We start from the raw sequence: 18,343 nt of genomic DNA, 5'->3' as shown, positions 1-18,343 counted from the left end.
GTCGAATGGTGCAACAACTCAATCGATCACTGTTTCTGCAAGTGGTTCCTATACGGTTACCGTTTCGAATGGACCGTGTTCATCGACATCTCTTGCAACAACTGTTACGATGAATCCGCTTCCACCGGTTCCGACCATTACTGCCAGTGGACCAACAACCTTTTGTGCGGGTGGTTCTGTGACTTTAACTTCTTCCTCTGCAACTGGAAATACTTGGTACGCGGGAGTAAATACGCAGTCACTTACCGTGTCAACATCCGGTACATATACTGTTACGGTTTCAAATTTGGGCTGCTCTTCTGTATCGGCTCCCGTAACAGTTACCGTAAATCCGCTACCAACTGTTTCAGCTTCGAATAACGGACCGCTTTGTGTAAATCAGTCATTAAGCCTGACTGCAGTCGGAACTCCGGGCGGAACTTATTCATGGACTGGTCCTAATGCATTTAGTTCAACTTCTCAGAATCCGGGTATTGCTTCTATTTCGGGGAATGAATTTGGCGTTTATACGGTAACCATAACCTTGAATGCATGTACGGCAACTACGTCTACTACTGTAGCCTTGAATTCTGGTACATCCACGGCAATTACTCCCACCGGACCTTTTTGTGCGAATGGTACTGCTGTTTCACTTACTGCCGCAAGTCCCGGCGGAACCTGGTCGGGAACAGGAATTGTAAATGCTGCAACCGGATTGTTCGATCCAAGTGTTTCAGGGGCTGGTTCATTCGTTATTACCTATGATATTCCGGGTTCTTGTTCGGGAGCTTCTACAACAACGATTGTGGTGAATCCGGTACCTTCCACCAATTTCATTGCGGATACTTTATCAGGCTGTGTACCTCTACTGGTCAATTTTACGAATCAAACCCCTTCGGCTGTAAGCTCACAGTGGAATTTCGGCAACGGGCAAACAGCCGTTTCTCTGGCAAGCGGTTCGGCAAACTATACCTCTGCAGGCTGCTTCACAGTGTCCTTAACGGTAACAGATCTCAACGGATGTTCGGCGACTTCTACAAAAGTTAATTTTATCTGCGTGAATCCGGAGGCGGATGCTTCGTTTACACCATCTCCATATGACGCAACAATTACACATCCTGAAATTCATTTTATCAATACTTCGTCAAATGCTACAAGCTATAGCTGGAGCTTCGGAGATGGCGGAAATTCAACTGTTTTTTCACCGACTCATACCTACGATGAGGTTGCGAGTAATTATACCGTTCAATTGGTAGCTACAAATACCTTTGGATGTTCGGATACAAGCAGGCTTGTTGTACGGGTTCTCGATGAGTTGATTTATTATGTTCCGAACTCCTTCACTCCGGATGGGGATGAATTGAATAACACATTCCAGCCGGTATTTACTTCCGGATTTGATCCCTATAGTTTCAGATTATTAATCTTTAACAGATGGGGTGAAACGTTATTCGAATCAAGAGATGCAAAAGTTGGCTGGGACGGATCCTTTAACGGAGCTTTGGTACAGGAAGGAATTTATACCTGGACAATCACTTTTAAAGATCCCAATACGGATAAAAAGTATACCGTTAACGGACATGTGACCATGGTGAGATGATAAAGCATACTTAAAGTATGGATAAGAGTCCGCCGCGGCGGACGAAGACTGAGGCTCTGCCTCACAAGACAGAATAGCCGAAGGACACAGCGCTAGTCCGCCGTACTCCACCTTTTAAGTATGGATTAAGCATAGAAGAAAGTGCGATAGCACTTGAAGACGAAGGTAACTTCAACAGAAGTTATAACCTGAGGTACCCCACCTTGAGACGTAGCGACTGTAAGGTCTGCTACTGTCTCCTTTCACACTGCGAAACTTTAGTGAAGCAGTGTTTCATTTTCAAACTACGAAGCTCGAAAGAGCGAAGTAGTTTCACACTGCGAAACTTTAGTGCTGAAAGCCCTGACCAAAGCGTCAGAGGAAGCAGTGTTTTATTTTCAAACTACGAAACTCGCAGACTGAAATAGGTATGGATTAAATTTTTCACAAGAGAATTAAGACTCAGTCTCTGGTCTCTAGTCTTAAGTCTCCAGTCTCCAGTCTTTCGTCCTAAAGTCCTAAAATCCTAACATCCTAATATCCTAACGTCCTAATATCCTAATGTCCTAAAGTCCTAACATCCTCATAATTTCCCCAATGCGAACATCGTTGGCTGCTTGCTCACGTCGTAAGCATTTTCTCTCCAGTCTTTGATCGTTTTCGTTTGAATACGTTCGGTGAACAATGTCAGGTTGGAAGCTACGCAAAGCAGGGTGTCATCTGCCAGTACATTGAGTAGATCTTCAAAAACGTGCATGGATCTGAAAGGAGTATCCATAAACAACTGAGTTTCGCCGTTTCTTTTTACCCGTTGTTCCAGGTCCTTCAATTTTCTGATCCGTTCCTTTTGTTCTTTGGGTAAATATCCGTGAAATGAAAATTGCTGTCCGTTAAAACCGCTTCCGATTAAAGTCAGCAGGATAGAACTTGGTCCTACGGTCGGGCAAACGCGGATCTCATTTTCATGAGCAAGGGAAACCAAAATAGCCCCCGGATCTGCAATTCCGGCACAACCTGCTTCACTGATGATTCCAACACTTTTTCCCGCTTTCATGGCCTTGATCAGGTGATAGACTTCGCTTGCTGCTGTAGCTTTGTTAAGTACAAAAAACTCTGATTCGTCGATTGGAAAAGTCCGGTCTATTTTACGAAGCAACCTGCGTGCGGATTTAATGTCTTCCACTGCAAAAACACGAAGTTCACTGGCAATTTCAGCTACTTTTTGAGGAATAATATCCTCAGTGGATTCGCCTCCAAGCGTATTGGGAATAAGGTATAAATTACCGGCACTCATTAGTTTTGTATTAATTGGTTGTTTATTAAAAATGCATTCGTTGCCTGATCCAGTAATTCAATCACTTCTTTGAAATTAGCATCGGTTCCGTAATAGGGATCGGGAACTTCTAAATCCTGGTCCGGATATAATTCGTTTAAAAAAAGCTTTACCTTCTGCTTATCATTTTCATTTCGTGCTAAACGCAGAATATCTTGCTCATTGCTTTTATCCATTGCAAAGATAACGTCATAATTGTCAAAATCCGCAACGGAAAACTGACGGGCTCTCAATTCATCAATTGAAACACCATATTCCAACGAAATTCTTCGCATACGGTGATCCGGTTCCTTCCCTACATGATAATTTGCCGTTCCCGCCGAATCAACCTCGATTGATAAATCAAGTAATTTCACCTTATGTCTAAGCCAGCCGTCAGCCATAGGCGAACGACATATATTTCCGAGACAAACCATTAAAACCCGCATAGATCCTGTTTATTTGGGTGCAAAGTTACTTTTTTAACTTGATTATCCGAAATCTTCATTGATTCACACAATTTGTTAGTTTAAACAATCTCTTTATTCATTTAACATTTTTTGATTCCAACTAACACAACTATGTGTATCTTATAATCGTTATATTCATGTAAATCAATTGTAAAGACCATGAGACAGTTAAAGATTGTAAAGCAAGTTACAAATCGGGAAACAGCATCTCTCGATAAATACCTTCAGGAAATTGGTCGCGTTGAATTAATTACTGCTGATGAAGAAGTAGAATTAGCTAAACGAATTAAGGCGGGGGACAAGAGGGCGTTGGAACGTTTAACAAAAGCTAATTTAAGATTTGTGGTATCTGTTTCTAAACAGTACCAAAATCAAGGCTTATCACTTCCCGATCTCATTAATGAGGGGAATTTAGGTTTGATCAAAGCAGCAGAAAGATTTGATGAAACAAGAGGATTTAAATTTATTTCGTACGCAGTTTGGTGGATTCGTCAGTCAATCCTGCAGGCGTTGGCTGAACAAGCCCGAATAGTACGGCTTCCTTTGAATAAAATTGGAACAATTAATAAAATTAACAGAGCATATAGTGAGTTGGAACAGCAATATGAACGTCCGCCTTCAGCCGATGAATTGGCAGAATACCTGGAATGCTCAGTAGAAGATGTTCGTCAGTCACTGGCAAATACAGCAAGGCATTTATCGATGGATGCTCCATTGGTAGACGGTGATGAAAGCTCATCAAGCATGTACGATGTATTGCCGAATGATTCACTTCCAAGCCCTGAAAATGAATTAACGAAAGAGTCCTTGCGAAAAGAGATTGAACGCTCGCTTTCCTCATTGTCAGGAAGAGAAGGAGACGTTGTTCGACTCTATTACGGACTGAATGGAAAGCACCCTCTCACATTGGAAGAGATCGGAGATTTATTCGATCTGACAAGAGAGAGAGTAAGACAAATAAAAGAAAAAGCAATTCGACGCTTGAAGCACACATCCCGAAGCCGGATGCTTAAATCATACCTTGGTTAAGCGGGATCTACGTCAGCAATTAGTCGAATAGGTTTGAAATGGGGAACGCTGAAAAATTGATCCGTCAGCTCATGTAAGCGTTCCTTTACTTTCTTTTGTGGAGCATCGTGCTCTATCTTTAAAATAATTTCTTTGAGATATAGGTTCTGAATCCTCGCGATAACCGGGGATTCAGGTCCTAATACCCGTTCGTGGAATTGTTCCTTCAATAATTTACTGAAATGAAGTGCACCTGCTTCCACCAAATCGCGGTCCCTGTGCTTGAAAGTAAAACGAATGAGCTTATAGAAAGGAGGGTAATGATAATTTCTCCGCTCCACGATTTCATTGATTGCGAAAGAATCGTAATCATGTTCCATCACTTTTTGAATCACCCAGTGATCCGGATTCCCGGTTTGAATGATCACTTTCCCGCGCTTGTTTCTCCTGCCGGATCTTCCTGCAACCTGTGTCATTAACTGGAAAGCACGTTCAAATGCTCTGAAATCCGTTTTATTTAGCATTAAATCGGCATCCAGGATCCCGACAAGACCTACGTGATCAAAGTCAAGACCTTTTGCTACCATTTGTGTGCCTATCAAAACATCGATTTCCCGGTTTTCAAATGCCTGGATCAATTCCAAATGACTATTCTTATTCCGGGTAGTATCCAAATCCATTCTTCCAATGCGTATGTCCGGAAGGATCAGGGATAGGTCGTCTTCAATTTTCTCTGTTCCGAATCCAAGCATTTTCAATCGGTTGCTTCCGCAGGCCGGACAAGTTCCTATTGGATTCGTTTGGTAACTGCAATGATGGCATTTCAATATATTGGAATGCTTGTGGTAGTTTAATGTCGTGTCGCAATTAATGCAGTTCGGACTGAAACCGCAGATCTCACAAGTCCAGATAGGAGTGTAGCCTCTTCTGTTCTGGAAAAGAATAACTTGTTCCTGTTTTTTTAAAGTCTCAACGATGTTTTCCAATAGGAACTTGGAAAAATGACCGTTTAAGCTTTTTTGTCTGCGCTCTTCCTTCATATCCGCACACAATATTTCCGGAAGCTGAACCTGTGAAAAGCGCTCGGTAAGCAAGACGTGTCCGTACTTCTGATCCCGTGTGTTTTGAAAGGTTTCTATGGAAGGTGTTGCTGAACCTAGAAGTGTCTTTGTTTTGAAGAAATGAGCTAAAACGATCGCCATATCCCGTGCGTTGTACCTGGGAGAAGGGTCGTGTTGTTTATAGGAAGTTTCATGTTCTTCATCTACGATAATCAGCCCGAGGTCCTGGAACGGCAGGAATATCGAAGAACGCGCACCCACAACCAACCTGAACTGTTTTGGATCGTTTTGAAGTACTTTGTTCCAGATCTCTACCCGCTCGTTGGAATTGAATCTGGAATGATACACTCCGATCTTTTCTCCGAAATAGGCAGATAAACGCTGGATCAACTGGGTGGTCAGAGCAATCTCCGGAACGAGAAATAAAACCTGTTTCCCCTGGTCCAGAACTTTTCGAATCAATTCAATGTAAATCTCTGTTTTCCCTGAACCTGTAATTCCCTGGAGTAAGATGGTGTCTTTTTCCTGGAAGCCGGTTTCAATTTCATTAAGAGCAAGGGATTGAGCTGTGCTCAGTACCGGGAATGAGAACTTACTTTGATCCAAAGAATTGATCCTGGAGATTTCTAAGCGCTCAATACGTAAAACACCTTGCTTTTCCAATGTGTTTATTGCAGATAAAGAGCATCCCTGGTCTTCCAGCGATTTGCGAAGAATAGGGGTAACCTCTCCGGAATGAAAGCCTCCAAGTTGTAATATTTTCAACAGAACCTGTTCCTGTTTCTGTGTGGTCTTTTTTTGTGCAAGCTGTTCAAACAGTTCATTGAGAACACTGTCAGAGCGGTAATTTTCATGGATAACAACGAATAGCCCGGTTTTGGGAGTAAACTTATTTGAAACCTCTTCGAGAGTCAGTACAATATTCTTTTCCAGCAGAGTTTTAATAAGCGGTTGGATCGTTTTGATCCCGATTATTTCGGAAATTTCTTTTAAGTCCAGGGTTTCTTTGATCTCCAGGGCCTCGACCACCAGGTATTCCCTGTCGGTTAGGGGAGTATTATCCGAATCGAAATCCGGGTGAATCACAATTTTCGTTTCACTTGCCAGTTTAAAATTAGCCGGAAGTGCTGCGTTCATGACATCCCCGATGGGAGCCATATAGTATTGTGATATCCATTTCCAGAAAGAAAATTGTTTTTTCGTGATAATGGGTGTTTCGTCGAGAATGTGCTCCAGGTATTTTGCCTGGTAAAGCTTTGGAGCTTCCTGGTGGATTTTCGTGATGATTCCCGTGTAAAGCTTTCCTTTTCCAAAGGGAACAATGACCCGAAGGTATTCCTGGATTTGGTCGTTCATTTCAAAAGGAACCCGGTAGGTAAATTCCTGGCTTAATGGAATGGGTAAGATAACATCAACGAAAAGAGTAATACGCTCGCTCATGAAACAAATTTAATGAACTAAAAAGAAAAAAGAACTTTTGCCCGGTCATAAGATCAACTTAAAACAGAATAATTAATTACCAGGGGAAAGGAAGGATAAGTATACTCTTATCCGACAAAAGGATAAATCAGCCAGGTTAATAAGGTTTTCGCTTAAAAAAGAAATCCCATCTGCTACTGCAAATGGGATTCTTTAAGTTTCAATTAATTATATTATTGACAAATCCAGAATTCTCCGCTGTTAATATCAGGCTGGTAGTCGCTGCAGAACATTAATAATCCGGTGATTGGACCTGTAGACAATTCTTTTCGGGATAAATAATCAAGAGTGGCAGTACTGTTTGTATTGAATTTCTCTTGTTTGTTGGTCATTCTTGAGCTGAATATACCGATTACTGGTCCGCCATCAGCTCGTGATAAGTTTGTAAATGAGGGCTTGTTTTGTGCCAGGGAAGAGCTTGGTTGATTCACTAAAATGTACTTGCTCAAATCATCTGCTCCACCCGTCATGAGCAATCGAACCGATGTCAATTTACGTTTGGTGATTGTAGGATCATTCGTACAATTGTTTTTAATCAATGTGTAGAACGTTTCACCATTGGCAGGAAGATTAGATGTCGTACCGACAATTTGGTCTCCGTTTAACTCTCCAACTTTCCAGGTAAATGATTTCTGTACCGGAACCCCGTTGAAATATTCATCGAAAAAGACCTGGATACGGGCATCTACCACTTCAGCATTCCCGTTATTTGCTTTTAGGCTCAGTGCATTATATTGTTTGACGCCATTTACCGTTTTAACAAAAGCATAGCTTCCTGCAGCTGAAGGCTGAGTGATTGCCATTCCTGCTACCAGTTCTGTCTCACCTGTCACCACAATTTCTCCGCCGTTGATGGTTGCAATTAACTTGTAAGTTGCTTCATCTTTCAAAGCCACATTCAAGTTTGGATCTCCAAGAGCCGGTTGATTTGAAATGTTGAAAGGTTCGGTTTTGAAATAGTATACTTTTTGATTCGGGCTATAGAAAGCACCCGGAACTTTGGTCGTTAGGATAGTATCCTTTAAAACCCATGTTCTGATTTTGGTATTTACATTATTCGGAGGCAATGAAGCCCATTCCTCTACTTTGATATCCGCGTCCTGGAAATAACTTGAATCCGCGATCTGAGCAACCTCCAATGCATTATTCGAACCACCGAATGTCCGGGTAAGCTTCACATAATGCAGGGAATCATTTTTATCCAATAATCCAAATAAAACGGGTGTTTCCACATGGTCTCCTGCAAAATCGATATCATCTTCACAGGAAGAGATTAGAAGTGCGGAAGCCAGGATAATGAAACAAAGTGAAAATTGGAGAAATCTCATAAGCATACAATTTGACTCAAAATTACAATTTTAATTCATAAGAAGGTAGGATTAAAATCAACAAAAGCTACTGTTAAATCAATTCTTTACCCGATTGAATCTCATAGCTCTCAGCATCCAATTAGGTAAAAAGGCTCCGGGTTTTTTATTCTTCAAATGAATATACCAGCCTAATTTTTTCATAACAGGAACCTTATGAGTTTCAACAAACTCGATCCAGGTACCGTCAGGATCTTCGATGTAACTGAATCTTCCGCCGGCTTCTCCCATATCAAAGGTTTTCCCCGAGTCAACAGTAAAGGGGAAACCCAATTGTTCGCATTCCTTTTGCAGATCATCCATTCCCTGGACATCAAAGCACAAATGAATGAAGCCCCAATCTCCCCAAAACCGATTTTTAAAGATAGATTTTGCATCTGTTCTTTCCACAGCCTGGATTAATTCAATTTGAGAAGGCCCGAGCAATTTTGCAAATGGTCCTTTCCGGTCTTGTGAATGCTGCAATAATACTCTTCTAACTTTATGATTTCCATTGGGAATATTGTCAAAAGCATCAAAAGTATCTGTTACGTCATAGACAATCTGATCGTATCCCAAAATTGTCTGATACAATGGAAGTGCTTTTTCTATGGAACTCACTCCGATCATTGAACCGGCAACACCACCTGTTTTTCCTTCAAATTTTGTGTCCATGAACCAGCCTGAACCCTCCACAATATCAAAAAGATTTCCATTCGGATCCTCAACCAAAAAGTGAAAACTTCCGTTTGGTAACTGCTTCGGTTCGGATAAAACCCGGGCACCCTTTTTTACCAGGAAATCATAAGTAGCTTTTACGTCTCTCGATTTGATCCGGCAGGCATATAATCCAAAATCACCCAAGATGATCTGTTCGGTACTTTTTTCAGTCGGGCGTGAAGTAAACTGCCAGATCTCAAATCCACCGCCGCTTTCCATTGAAAGTGCAAGTGTTGCAGTTCTGGAGTGGATAATTCCACCGGTATAACGTGTCATCAAAGGCGCCTCGGCAGCTTCTTCAAAAATGCGAACATCCACACCGAAGTGTTCCCTGTACCATTTCCAAATTGATTGAACATCAGGAACACCGATTCCCATTTGCTGAATACCACAGATGATTTTTGTCATTTCTTCAAATTTGATACGAAGATACTAGTAATCTCGAAAGTTAAAAGGATCGATAGTTCAAAAAGTTCAAAGTTAGCGGATAACAGTTTGAACTGTTAAACTCTTGGAACTTCTGAGCTTCTTCTAACGGAATGCCCGTTCGTGGAAAATGATAAAACCATAAGTGAACTGGAAGGCCAATGGACTTTTTTGCTTGGGGAAATAATTCAATGAAGCTCTTATCGGGCCCAAGGGCGAATGATAAATGGCAGATAAGGATGCAACCTGTGATTCTCCTTTGAATGGTTTTGTATATCCAAATGTACCGTCATCGTTTTTGGCAATCGAAATGAATGGCTGGTACCAATATCCGTCAAAGCGGATGTCGATATTCTTTCTGAGTGAAAAAATAATATTGAGACCACCTCCGATATATTGCGGGGAGCGGTATTCAGAGAAAAAATAAGTTTGTAAATCCGGCAGCGGTTGGAATGCATTCATGTTTAAAAGTGTTGCCGTGTAATTCTTCAAGGGGGAAAGATTTGTTATGCTGGCCAATCCGTGTATCCCAAAGGAAAAATACTTTGTGCTAAGGGGGAAGTTTTGAATTTCCCCGCGAATATTAACCCAATGATGGCCATTTCTGTAATCGTAATGTTCTATCGAAGTTGATCCGGCAACACTGTGTTCCTGTGCTCCGCTGTAAATAGCTTTGAATTGAGCAAGTGTCCCGGCGGAGGCCCATTGTTTCCTGTTCAGTGAATTGTGTTCCAGGGTCAGGATGAGGGTGTTCCCAAACAGAATGGTTTTGTCTGTAGTATCCTTATTGGTGAATTCCGAACTCTGATAGTAACGGTCCTGGGTTTCAAAATGCCTGTAATCCAGAACAAACTTGGAATTATTGAAAAGCGGTAATTTGATTCCGCCACCTACATAGGCTTCATTCTGAACAAGGAACGATGGTTTTTCATCATCGAAAAAAGTAGTGAAACTCTTAAAATAATCCCAGCGATTAATAACTCCGTAAATACTTGCGGAAATAGGGTAATACGAAGGGAAATGCAAATCTATGTTTGCTCTTCCCGAGTTGTAGAACTTACCAAAATAACCACCGACCTGGATAGTACTGGCAAAACGGTCCAGCCGCATGTAATTGAGCTGAACAAAACCGGTGTTGATTGCCCGCGTACTGACAATTCCTCCAAGATCAATCCGAAAGGGTTTTGATTCGGTTACCTTGATATTCAAACTGTAAGTCGAATCTGCTTTTGCTTCCAGTGTAGGGAACAGGTATTTAATTTGGGGCGTGGCATATGTTCTGAAATAACGTCTTTTGAATCGGGTTCCGGAGATCAACTCTCCTTTTTTATTCTTTAGAATGGATTTCCGGACATAACTCTCATCCAGCCCGAATTTGTTGGTAGTATTTACTTCTGAGATAACAAGCGGGTGAACGCTGGCCTTGAATGCTGACCTGCGCTTATCCAGTTCCGCAGTTGAGACCCTGGAATCAAGCATTTTCTTAATGCTGTCCATCATAGCGATGGTAGATCGATAACCGGCGTCAATTGCTTCATCCACTCCTTCAAAATCAAAGGTGCTGATCTTTGATTTCGGTTCGATAATAATTCCGGATTCACAAGGAATCTTAAACGAAGTGTGGGACACGAGCATATTTGTCAGCTGACTGATCAAATCATCTTCTGTCGGTGGAGAGGCATTGTATGAAACATTGCTTCCGATGATAAAATCAACAGGAAAGCTATTGTACATGACATCGGAAGGGAAGTTGTTGTATAGCCCGCCGTCGAAATAAAGAACCCCGTTAATGCGGATAGGATTTACATAAAAGGGGAAAGTCATGGATGCTCTGACGGCCTCATTCAGCTGTCCACCGGAAAATACAACCCCTTTCTTTGCTACAATATCACTCGCAACACAGCGGAATGGTACAAAAAGACTGTCAAAATTATATTGGTGGGAAGCACCTCCAGCACCAAACAAACGCAGCATTTCAAAATCAAGTAATTCCGGCCGGATAAAATTAGTGGGCAATGATTTATTGAAAAGACTATCCAGCGAAAAAGGGAAACTGATGCCCGAGGCATTCTCGTTGTCTTCTCGCAGCAGAAACTCATAACGCTGTTCAATTGCTCCCTGAGACATCAGCTGAAACTTCGTGCTTAGTACATAATCTTCAATTTCCTTGGGAGAATAACCACTGGCATACATTGCGCCAACCAGGGCACCGGATGAAGTTCCGGTAATGTAATTTATCGGGATATTATTTTCTTCTAATGCCTTGAGGACTCCAATGTGAGCAAAACCGGAAGCGCCGCCACCACTCAATACGACTCCAACCCCTTGAGATTGAACGAATAAAGGGATGGCGCTTATAAATAAGATTATAGTTAGTCGCTTTGCTAATTGCATTAAAATCAAAAGTAATTTTTTTTTACCTAAACGCATCTTGTTTTGCTTTATTTCTCTGCTATTAAGAAAAGCTCTTACCTTTTATCTACTTTTGTCAACTTATAATTGAATTCGCTTTATGAAAATAGTACTTAAGACATTTTATGGTTTGGAGGATGTACTCGCTGATGAACTAAATGAACTTGGATTTCCCGATAGTACAAAACTGAATAGAGCTGTTCAGATTGAAGGCGACTGGAAAGATGTGTATTTTCTGAACCTGCACGTTCGCTGTGCGATCTCTGTTTTGGTTGAGTTACGTAAGTTCGCTGTCAAGACAGAGAATGACCTGTATACCGAAGCATCGAAAATCAATTGGTCTTCACTGTTTGATGTACGGAAAACCTTTGCTGTTAAAGGTGCTGTGAATTCGACCATCTTTAATCATTCCCAGTTTCCGTTCTTATTGATCAAAGATGCGATCGTGGATCATTTCAGGGATGTAAAAGGAGAAAGACCGGATATCAATGTGAAAACGCCACAAGTGGTAATTGATTTGTATGTTCGCGAGAATGAGGGGATACTTTCAATCAATACAAGCGGTTTGCCTTTGTTTCAAAGAGGATATCGTCAATCCACCGGTGATGCACCATTAAATGAAGTGGTTGCTGCAGCTCTTTTACGTATGAGCGAATGGGATAAGAAAACAACCCTGATCGATCCGTTTTGCGGTTCGGGAACAATTTTAATTGAAGCTGCACTGTTAGCTGCCGGAATTCCGTCAAACATCGAAAGAACACATTATGCGTTCAAGAATATGGCTAATTTCGATTCGGATCTATGGGAAGAGATCCATTCAAAAGCCAATAAAGTAGTCAAAGAACTTCCGTGCACATTGATCGGTGGTGATATTGATTCTCAAATGGTGATGAAAACCAAAAGAAATCTCCGCGGATTTTCATTCGGAAGGTTTGTTGAGGTACACAATGCCGCAGTAGATGAATTTCCTTTTCCGGAAGGTCCGGCAGTTCTTATAACCAATCCTCCGTATGGTGAACGCCTGGAAACGGATGTTGAGGAATTGTATGGAACACTGGGTAGTATTATGAAACACCGCCTATTAGGCTATACCTGCTTTGTCATTTCATCCAGTGAAGCAGGTTTCAAATACCTTGCATTGAAGCCGGATAAGAAATACAAACTTTTCAACGGCGACCTGGAATGCTCATTCAGAAAGTATTCAATCTACGAAGGATCGAAAAAGGGAGTTGAAAAATCAGAAGATTAAGGAATTACGATAATACGTTCAGAGATCGTTTCTTCATTATCAAAATATACGAGTGTGTAAACTCCGATTGGTAATGAAGAAACGGTAATCTCGTTGATTTCGGTGGAAGAATGATTCAGCGCAATTTCTCTTCCGGATGTATCAAACAGTTTCGAGCCAAGTAGGGTAGTGTAATCCCCCGTGATTTTAATGGTTCCGTTTGACGGATTCGGGGAGATAGTCAATTCATTCGTTCTTTCAGGTTTGATCGAACGGGTATCATGTAGCCGCGTAATCCCGTTTAAATCGGTTTGAGACAAACGGTAATAACTTATTACATCCAGGTAAGGATCGTAATCATAGATCTTGTAATGCAAAGGATCCAGGCTTGTTCCGGCTCCTTTTAAATAAGCAATGGCTTCGAAATGAATTCCGTCGAGGCTTCGTTCTACGGTGAAAAAATCGTTATTCAATTCGGTTTCTGTCCACCAGTCACATGCAACGGCTTTGTTTTCCAATGAAACCTGGAAGGAAGTTAATTCCACGGGAAGAACACTCATGCAGTTTACACAGGCAGCTCCACTGAATGTAGTGGTATAAGTAATGATCTCATCTGCGCGATTTGCTGTTCCCGAAACACGGATGGTACCCGGTCCGGCCAAAGTATAACTATCATTCAAGATTGCATTGGAGCTTCCGGTTTGAAATCCTTTACCACCTCCGGAAATATCCACTTTTACCTGGTCTCCGGCATCTCCTCCTGAAGAGGTGCACCCGCCGGCTCTTGGTCTCATGGTTGCCGTGACAGTATAGGTACAGCCGGCAGGAACCACAATATCTTCCGACATGCTTCGCTGTCCGCCGGTACAGTCTCCACCAACTGAAGGGGAGCAGTTCGGTCCGCCCAGGCTCGTTAAATTACAACCTGATAAACAGCCACATCCGGCTCCCGTAACCCCAAGGGTTCCGGAAGGACACTGGGCAGATGATGTTTGAGTGAAGGCGACACATAGAAGTGTGATCACGCTGAATTGTTGAAGAATGAAAGTAATCCGTCTCATTATAGTAAGCATAGTTTATGATTCCGTTATAGTGAAACAAAGCTACTTTTCAATTCTATCTATTTGTTTACGAGTAAATTATGGTTCGGATAAGTTTGAGTGTGTACTAAATTGATTTTGTTTAATTCAATCAGATTAGTGATTCTTGATTGGTTATTAGTGGTTAAATACACATTCACTATGTTAAATAACTATACAAACGTCGCTATATCTATGCTTCATCTATGCTTTAACTATGCTTTATTTATACTTTAATATTGGAATAAAGCTTGGGTATCCTGGTTCTAAAACAGGATCACTATTTTATAGTGACAGATGGGAATTATGAAAAAGAAAGGGGACGCGATGCTTCGCGTCCCCTCCTTATTTATTTTTAAGTAGATATTATCCTCTTTTTGTAATCTCTACGTATTGTCTTGTTTTTTCACCTGTGTAGATTTGTCTCGGACGACCGATCGGTTCTCCGCCTTCGGACATTTCTTTCCATTGTGCGATCCATCCCGGTAAACGGCCTAATGCAAACATTACGGTAAACATTTCAGATGGAATTCCCAATGCTTTGTAGATGATTCCGGAATAGAAATCTACGTTCGGATACAAGCTTCTTGATTTGAAGTACTCATCTTCCAAAGCATATTTCTCCAATTTCTTAGCAATGTCCAGTAAAGGATCACTGATCTTCAATTTTTCCAATACATCATCGGCAGCTTTTTTAATGATCGTTGCACGCGGGTCGAAGTTTTTGTAAACGCGGTGACCGAATCCCATCAAACGGAACGGATCGTCTTTGTCTTTGGCTTTCAATACCCATTTGTCTACATCTCCGCCATCGTTGTGGATTTTTTCGAGCATTTCAATTACTGCCTGGTTGGCACCACCGTGAAGCGGTCCCCAAAGCGCAGAAATACCTGCTGAGATAGATGCGTATAAGTTTGCCTGGGATGACCCAACGATTCGAACTGTAGATGTGGAACAGTTTTGTTCGTGGTCAGCATGAAGGATCAATAATTTATTCAAAGCGTCAACAACCACCGGATCCACTTTGTAATCTTCGGTTGGCATTGCAAACATCATGTATAAGAAGTTCTTTACGTAATCGTATTCGTTCTTTGGATACATGAATGGGTGACGCATGGAGTTTTTGTAAGACCAGGCAGCAAGTGTCGGCAATTTCGCTAAGAGGCGCAGGATCGTTCTGTTCTTTTTCTCCGCGCTTCTGTTCGGATCCAATGATTCCGGGTAGAATGTGGAAAGGGAACAAACCATGGATGATAATACTCCCATGGGGTGAGCCTGAGCAGGGTATGCTTCAAAGAATTGTTTCATGTCTTCATGTACCAGGGTGTGTTTCGTGATACTTGAAATGAAATCATCCAGTTGAGTTTGTGTTGGCAATTCACCATAGATTAATAAATAAGCGACTTCAATAAAAGTTGCTTTTTCAGCAAGTTGCTCGATAGGATAACCGCGGTAACGAAGAATTCCTTCTTCACCATCCAAAAAAGTAATGGCACTTGTTGTAGCACCTGTGTTCTTATAACCTGTGTCTAAAGTTACATATCCTGTTTCCTGACGAAGCTTTGAAATGTCAATAGCCAATTCATTTTCAGTGCCTTGTACAACCGGGAATTCGTAAACCTTCCCATCCAATTCGATTTTCGCAATTTTGCTCATGATGATCTATAAGAGTATTATCTAACAATTTTATTAGCCGCACTAAATTAATAAAGAATTGAATACAATAATGTGCAAGTGCGAATCTTTTTTTCAGTAAAAAGGTATAGCTAAAAAGGCCTGCGGAAAAGAATCTGCAGGCCTTGAATTTTGTTTGTAAAATTGAAGCGGTTATACTACAGGTTTTTCAGTGTATATTCCAGCATCATTGTATAAAGGTGGTTTCTTGTATTCCCACCGTAAATACCATGGTTCTTGTTCGGGTAAACAAAGAGATCAAACTGCTTGTTTGCTTTTACCAAAGCTGTAATGAACTCCATTGTGTTTTGATAATGTACATTATCATCCGCCGAACCGTGGATCAATAAGAATTTCCCTTTCAGCTTGTCGGCATGATTCACCGGAGAATTGTCGTCATAACCGCTTGCATTTTCCTGAGGTGTTCTCATGAAGCGTTCCGTATAGATGTTGTCGTAATTTCTCCAATTGGTAACAGGAGCCACGGCAATCCCCATTTTGAATATATCAGCTCCTTTTGTCAGGGCTAAAGAAGTCATGAATCCCCCGTAACTCCATCCCATGATACCGATTCTGTTCGGATCAACGAATGTTTCCTTCTGAAGATTTTTAGCAACTGCGATCAGATCTTCGGTTTCCAGTTTACCTAATTGCAGGTATGTCGATTTTTTAAATTTCGCTCCCTGGAATTGAGTTCCTCTTGTGTCCACACAAAAAACAATGTATCCTTTTTGTGCAAGCAACTGATGATAAAGGTAGTTTGGCCCGTCATAATCATTTGTAACCATGTTGCTTCCCGGTCCGCAATAAACGTTGAAGTAAACAGGGTATTTCTTATTCGGGTCAAAGTTTGCCGGTTTGATCATCCATGCATTCAATTTACCGGCAGCACCGTCAACCTGCATGAATTCCTTCTTGCTAAAGTTCATTCCGTCCAGTTTTTTCTGAAGCTCCGCATTTGCTTCCAATACCTGCAATTCTTTTCCTGTGCGGTCGCAAAGGGTGTAAACGGGAAGTGTGTTTGCAGTTGAGCTTGTGCGGATGAAATAATTGAATCCCGGAGCAAATTCAGCGTCGTTATATCCGGCAGCTTTCGAAATTAATTTCTTATCCGTTCCTTTCCAGTTGATGGAATAAAGAGACTTATTGATAGCGCCGTTTTCAGAAGAAGAATAAAATACCGTTCCTTTTTTTTCGTCGATACCGTATAAATCGATCACATCCCAGTTGCCTGAAGTAACCTGACTTAATTTACCTGTAAAAGTCAAGTGGTAAATGTGGTTGTATCCGTCCTTTTCAGAAGTGCGAAGCATTGCGTTCCCGTCTTTCAGCAAGATTACATTGTCTGCGTCCAGGTAAGTGTCTGTTTGCTCTTCGTAAAAAATACGATCTGTCGGAGCTTCCGGGTTGGTAACCAAGTGGTATTTAACCTGGCTTTGGTGGCGATTCAATGTAGAAACAAATACTTCGTTTTTGATCGGTGACCATTGAAAGCGCGGCAAGTATTCATATTCCCCAAGGTTTACATTCTTAACTCCTGTAGTTTCAACGTTTGCAATATGGAATGTTACTTTTGAATTCGCTTCACCTGCTTTCGGATACTTGAAAGTATACTCATCAGGATAAAGTTTCCCATACATTGCCATTTGAAATTGTTTCACATCTGTTTCATCAAAACGCATGAAAGCCACGTATTTTGAATCCGGGGACCATTCAAACCCTTGTGTGATCGCAAATTCTTCTTCGTAAACCCAATCAGTTGTCCCGTTGATGATACTATTCTGTTTTCCGTCCGAAGTGATCTGTTTGCTCGAGTGATTTACCAAATCGTATACAAATAAGTTATTCCCGGAAACGTATCCCAGTTTGGTCTCATCCGGGGAAAATGTTCCGAGCGTTTGCGCGATATCCGAATTATGGACCTTATGGGTTTCTTTACTCTGGATATTGTATGCATAATAAGTGGTGGAATAGCTGTGTCTGTAAATGGAATTCGTATTCGTCTGAACCAACAACCATTTTCCGCTTTTACTCAGTTTTACATCATCAAATTCGAGTGTTTTACCGTTAAATTTAATTTCTGATAAATTGACAAGAACAGTTCCTGCACCTTTGTAGTCTTTGAACTGGTATTTCTTTAAAAAATACTTGTTGCCTTCTTCGACAATTTTAGTGAAAGATTGTCCGTCACTCAGAGCAGTAAAGCCTTCAATACGGTTAGGATAAAACTCACCCGACTTCCAAATGCTTTCAACGCTTAGGTTTTGAGCATATCCGAATGAAATGATGCAAATAAAGGAAATGAATAATTTAATTCTCATACATAGTTGTTTTGGGCAAAAATAACCAAAAACTGTTCCGGGCGAGTGAAATATTGATGAGTGGTGTAAAATAGTTAACAGCTTGTATAATATGAGTTTGATTGAATGAAAAGTAACGTGTATAACCTTAGTTGATTGTTAACAATTATGTAATGTTAGAATAGATTATTTGGCGTAACTTTGCCTCGTAAATTTCTGGATGTTCTCCTTGATGCTGTGTTTGATGCAGACTGAAACCATTTAGAAATA

Annotated in this window: 12 protein-coding genes; 3 read left to right on the top strand and 9 right to left on the bottom strand. The window is 41.2% G+C overall.

The window, feature by feature from the left end; translation table 11 throughout:
- The first annotated feature begins 109 nt into the window (after positions 1-109).
- A complete protein-coding gene (locus K0S23_RS15950) occupies positions 110-1,579 on the top strand; it encodes a PKD domain-containing protein (RefSeq protein WP_300359577.1) in 1,470 nt (489 codons plus the stop codon).
- 562 nt (positions 1,580-2,141) lie between these two features.
- On the opposite strand, the gene K0S23_RS15945 is transcribed toward K0S23_RS15950, so the two are convergent.
- On the bottom strand, positions 2,142-2,852 hold the full coding sequence (locus K0S23_RS15945) for an SAM-dependent methyltransferase (protein WP_300359493.1): 711 nt from the start codon (positions 2,850-2,852) through the stop codon (positions 2,142-2,144).
- Positions 2,852-3,319: a low molecular weight protein-tyrosine-phosphatase gene (locus K0S23_RS15940; protein ID WP_300359491.1), complete on the bottom strand. Its 468-nt coding sequence runs from the start codon at positions 3,317-3,319 to the stop codon at positions 2,852-2,854. The genes K0S23_RS15945 and K0S23_RS15940 overlap by 1 nt, the downstream gene beginning before the upstream one ends.
- A gap of 180 nt (positions 3,320-3,499) precedes the next feature.
- Between K0S23_RS15940 and K0S23_RS15935 the strand changes: the two genes are divergently transcribed.
- Entirely contained in the window at positions 3,500-4,369 is an 870-nt protein-coding gene (locus tag K0S23_RS15935) for a sigma-70 family RNA polymerase sigma factor (RefSeq protein WP_300359489.1), read from the top strand.
- Here K0S23_RS15935 and priA read toward each other — a convergent pair.
- The 4 genes from priA to K0S23_RS15915 form a co-directional block, all read right to left on the bottom strand.
- The gene (gene priA, locus K0S23_RS15930; RefSeq protein WP_300359487.1) at positions 4,366-6,849 is read right to left on the bottom strand and encodes a primosomal protein N'; all 2,484 of its coding nucleotides are present in this window, start codon (positions 6,847-6,849) and stop codon (positions 4,366-4,368) included. The genes K0S23_RS15935 and priA overlap by 4 nt on opposite strands.
- A 212-nt stretch (positions 6,850-7,061) precedes the next feature.
- A complete protein-coding gene (locus K0S23_RS15925) occupies positions 7,062-8,216 on the bottom strand; it encodes a hypothetical protein (protein WP_300359484.1) in 1,155 nt (384 codons plus the stop codon).
- 78 nt (positions 8,217-8,294) lie between these two features.
- Complete coding sequence (locus K0S23_RS15920; protein WP_300359481.1) at positions 8,295-9,362, bottom strand: VOC family protein; 1,068 nt, start codon at positions 9,360-9,362, stop codon at positions 8,295-8,297.
- A gap of 123 nt (positions 9,363-9,485) precedes the next feature.
- Positions 9,486-11,774 (bottom strand): patatin-like phospholipase family protein, encoded by a 2,289-nt coding sequence (locus tag K0S23_RS15915; protein WP_300359479.1) that lies wholly within the window; start codon positions 11,772-11,774, stop codon positions 9,486-9,488.
- 118 nt (positions 11,775-11,892) lie between these two features.
- On the opposite strand from K0S23_RS15915, the gene K0S23_RS15910 reads away from it, so the two are divergent.
- On the top strand, positions 11,893-13,041 hold the full coding sequence (locus tag K0S23_RS15910; RefSeq protein WP_300359477.1) for a THUMP domain-containing protein: 1,149 nt from the start codon (positions 11,893-11,895) through the stop codon (positions 13,039-13,041).
- On the opposite strand, the gene K0S23_RS15905 is transcribed toward K0S23_RS15910, so the two are convergent.
- From K0S23_RS15905 to K0S23_RS15895, 3 genes are all read right to left on the bottom strand, one after another.
- Positions 13,038-14,081: a T9SS type A sorting domain-containing protein gene (locus tag K0S23_RS15905; protein WP_300359475.1), complete on the bottom strand. Its 1,044-nt coding sequence runs from the start codon at positions 14,079-14,081 to the stop codon at positions 13,038-13,040. The genes K0S23_RS15910 and K0S23_RS15905 overlap by 4 nt on opposite strands.
- Positions 14,082-14,465: 384 nt before the next feature.
- Positions 14,466-15,755 carry a citrate synthase gene (locus K0S23_RS15900; RefSeq protein ID WP_300359473.1) on the bottom strand — a complete coding sequence of 430 codons (1,290 nt, stop codon included), beginning with the start codon at positions 15,753-15,755 and terminating at the stop codon, positions 14,466-14,468.
- Positions 15,756-15,931: 176 nt separating this feature from the next.
- Positions 15,932-18,094: a S9 family peptidase gene (locus K0S23_RS15895; protein ID WP_300359470.1), complete on the bottom strand. Its 2,163-nt coding sequence runs from the start codon at positions 18,092-18,094 to the stop codon at positions 15,932-15,934.
- Between the last annotated feature and the right edge of the window lie 249 nt (positions 18,095-18,343).

Origin of the sequence: Fluviicola sp., assembly GCF_029266855.1 — a bacterium.
Taxonomy (GTDB): domain Bacteria; phylum Bacteroidota; class Bacteroidia; order Flavobacteriales_D; family Crocinitomicaceae; genus Fluviicola.
This window is presented reverse-complemented; position numbering and strand designations above follow the sequence as displayed.

Bases quoted from the DNA above. Each gene is read 5' to 3' on its own strand.
- K0S23_RS15940 (WP_300359491.1), bottom strand. From the start codon at position 3,319: ATGCGGGTTTTAATGGTTTGTCTCGGAAATATATGTCGTTCGCCTATG.
- K0S23_RS15950 (WP_300359577.1), top strand. From the start codon at position 110: ATGAATCCGCTTCCACCGGTTCCGACCATTACTGCCAGTGGACCAACA.
- K0S23_RS15920 (WP_300359481.1), bottom strand. From the start codon at position 9,362: ATGACAAAAATCATCTGTGGTATTCAGCAAATGGGAATCGGTGTTCCT.
- K0S23_RS15935 (WP_300359489.1), top strand. From the start codon at position 3,500: ATGAGACAGTTAAAGATTGTAAAGCAAGTTACAAATCGGGAAACAGCA.
- K0S23_RS15895 (WP_300359470.1), bottom strand. From the start codon at position 18,094: ATGAGAATTAAATTATTCATTTCCTTTATTTGCATCATTTCATTCGGA.
- K0S23_RS15925 (WP_300359484.1), bottom strand. From the start codon at position 8,216: ATGAGATTTCTCCAATTTTCACTTTGTTTCATTATCCTGGCTTCCGCA.
- priA (WP_300359487.1), bottom strand. From the start codon at position 6,849: ATGAGCGAGCGTATTACTCTTTTCGTTGATGTTATCTTACCCATTCCA.
- K0S23_RS15905 (WP_300359475.1), bottom strand. From the start codon at position 14,081: ATGAGACGGATTACTTTCATTCTTCAACAATTCAGCGTGATCACACTT.
- K0S23_RS15910 (WP_300359477.1), top strand. From the start codon at position 11,893: ATGAAAATAGTACTTAAGACATTTTATGGTTTGGAGGATGTACTCGCT.
- K0S23_RS15945 (WP_300359493.1), bottom strand. From the start codon at position 2,852: ATGAGTGCCGGTAATTTATACCTTATTCCCAATACGCTTGGAGGCGAA.
- K0S23_RS15900 (WP_300359473.1), bottom strand. From the start codon at position 15,755: ATGAGCAAAATTGCGAAAATCGAATTGGATGGGAAGGTTTACGAATTC.
- K0S23_RS15915 (WP_300359479.1), bottom strand. From the start codon at position 11,774: ATGCAATTAGCAAAGCGACTAACTATAATCTTATTTATAAGCGCCATC.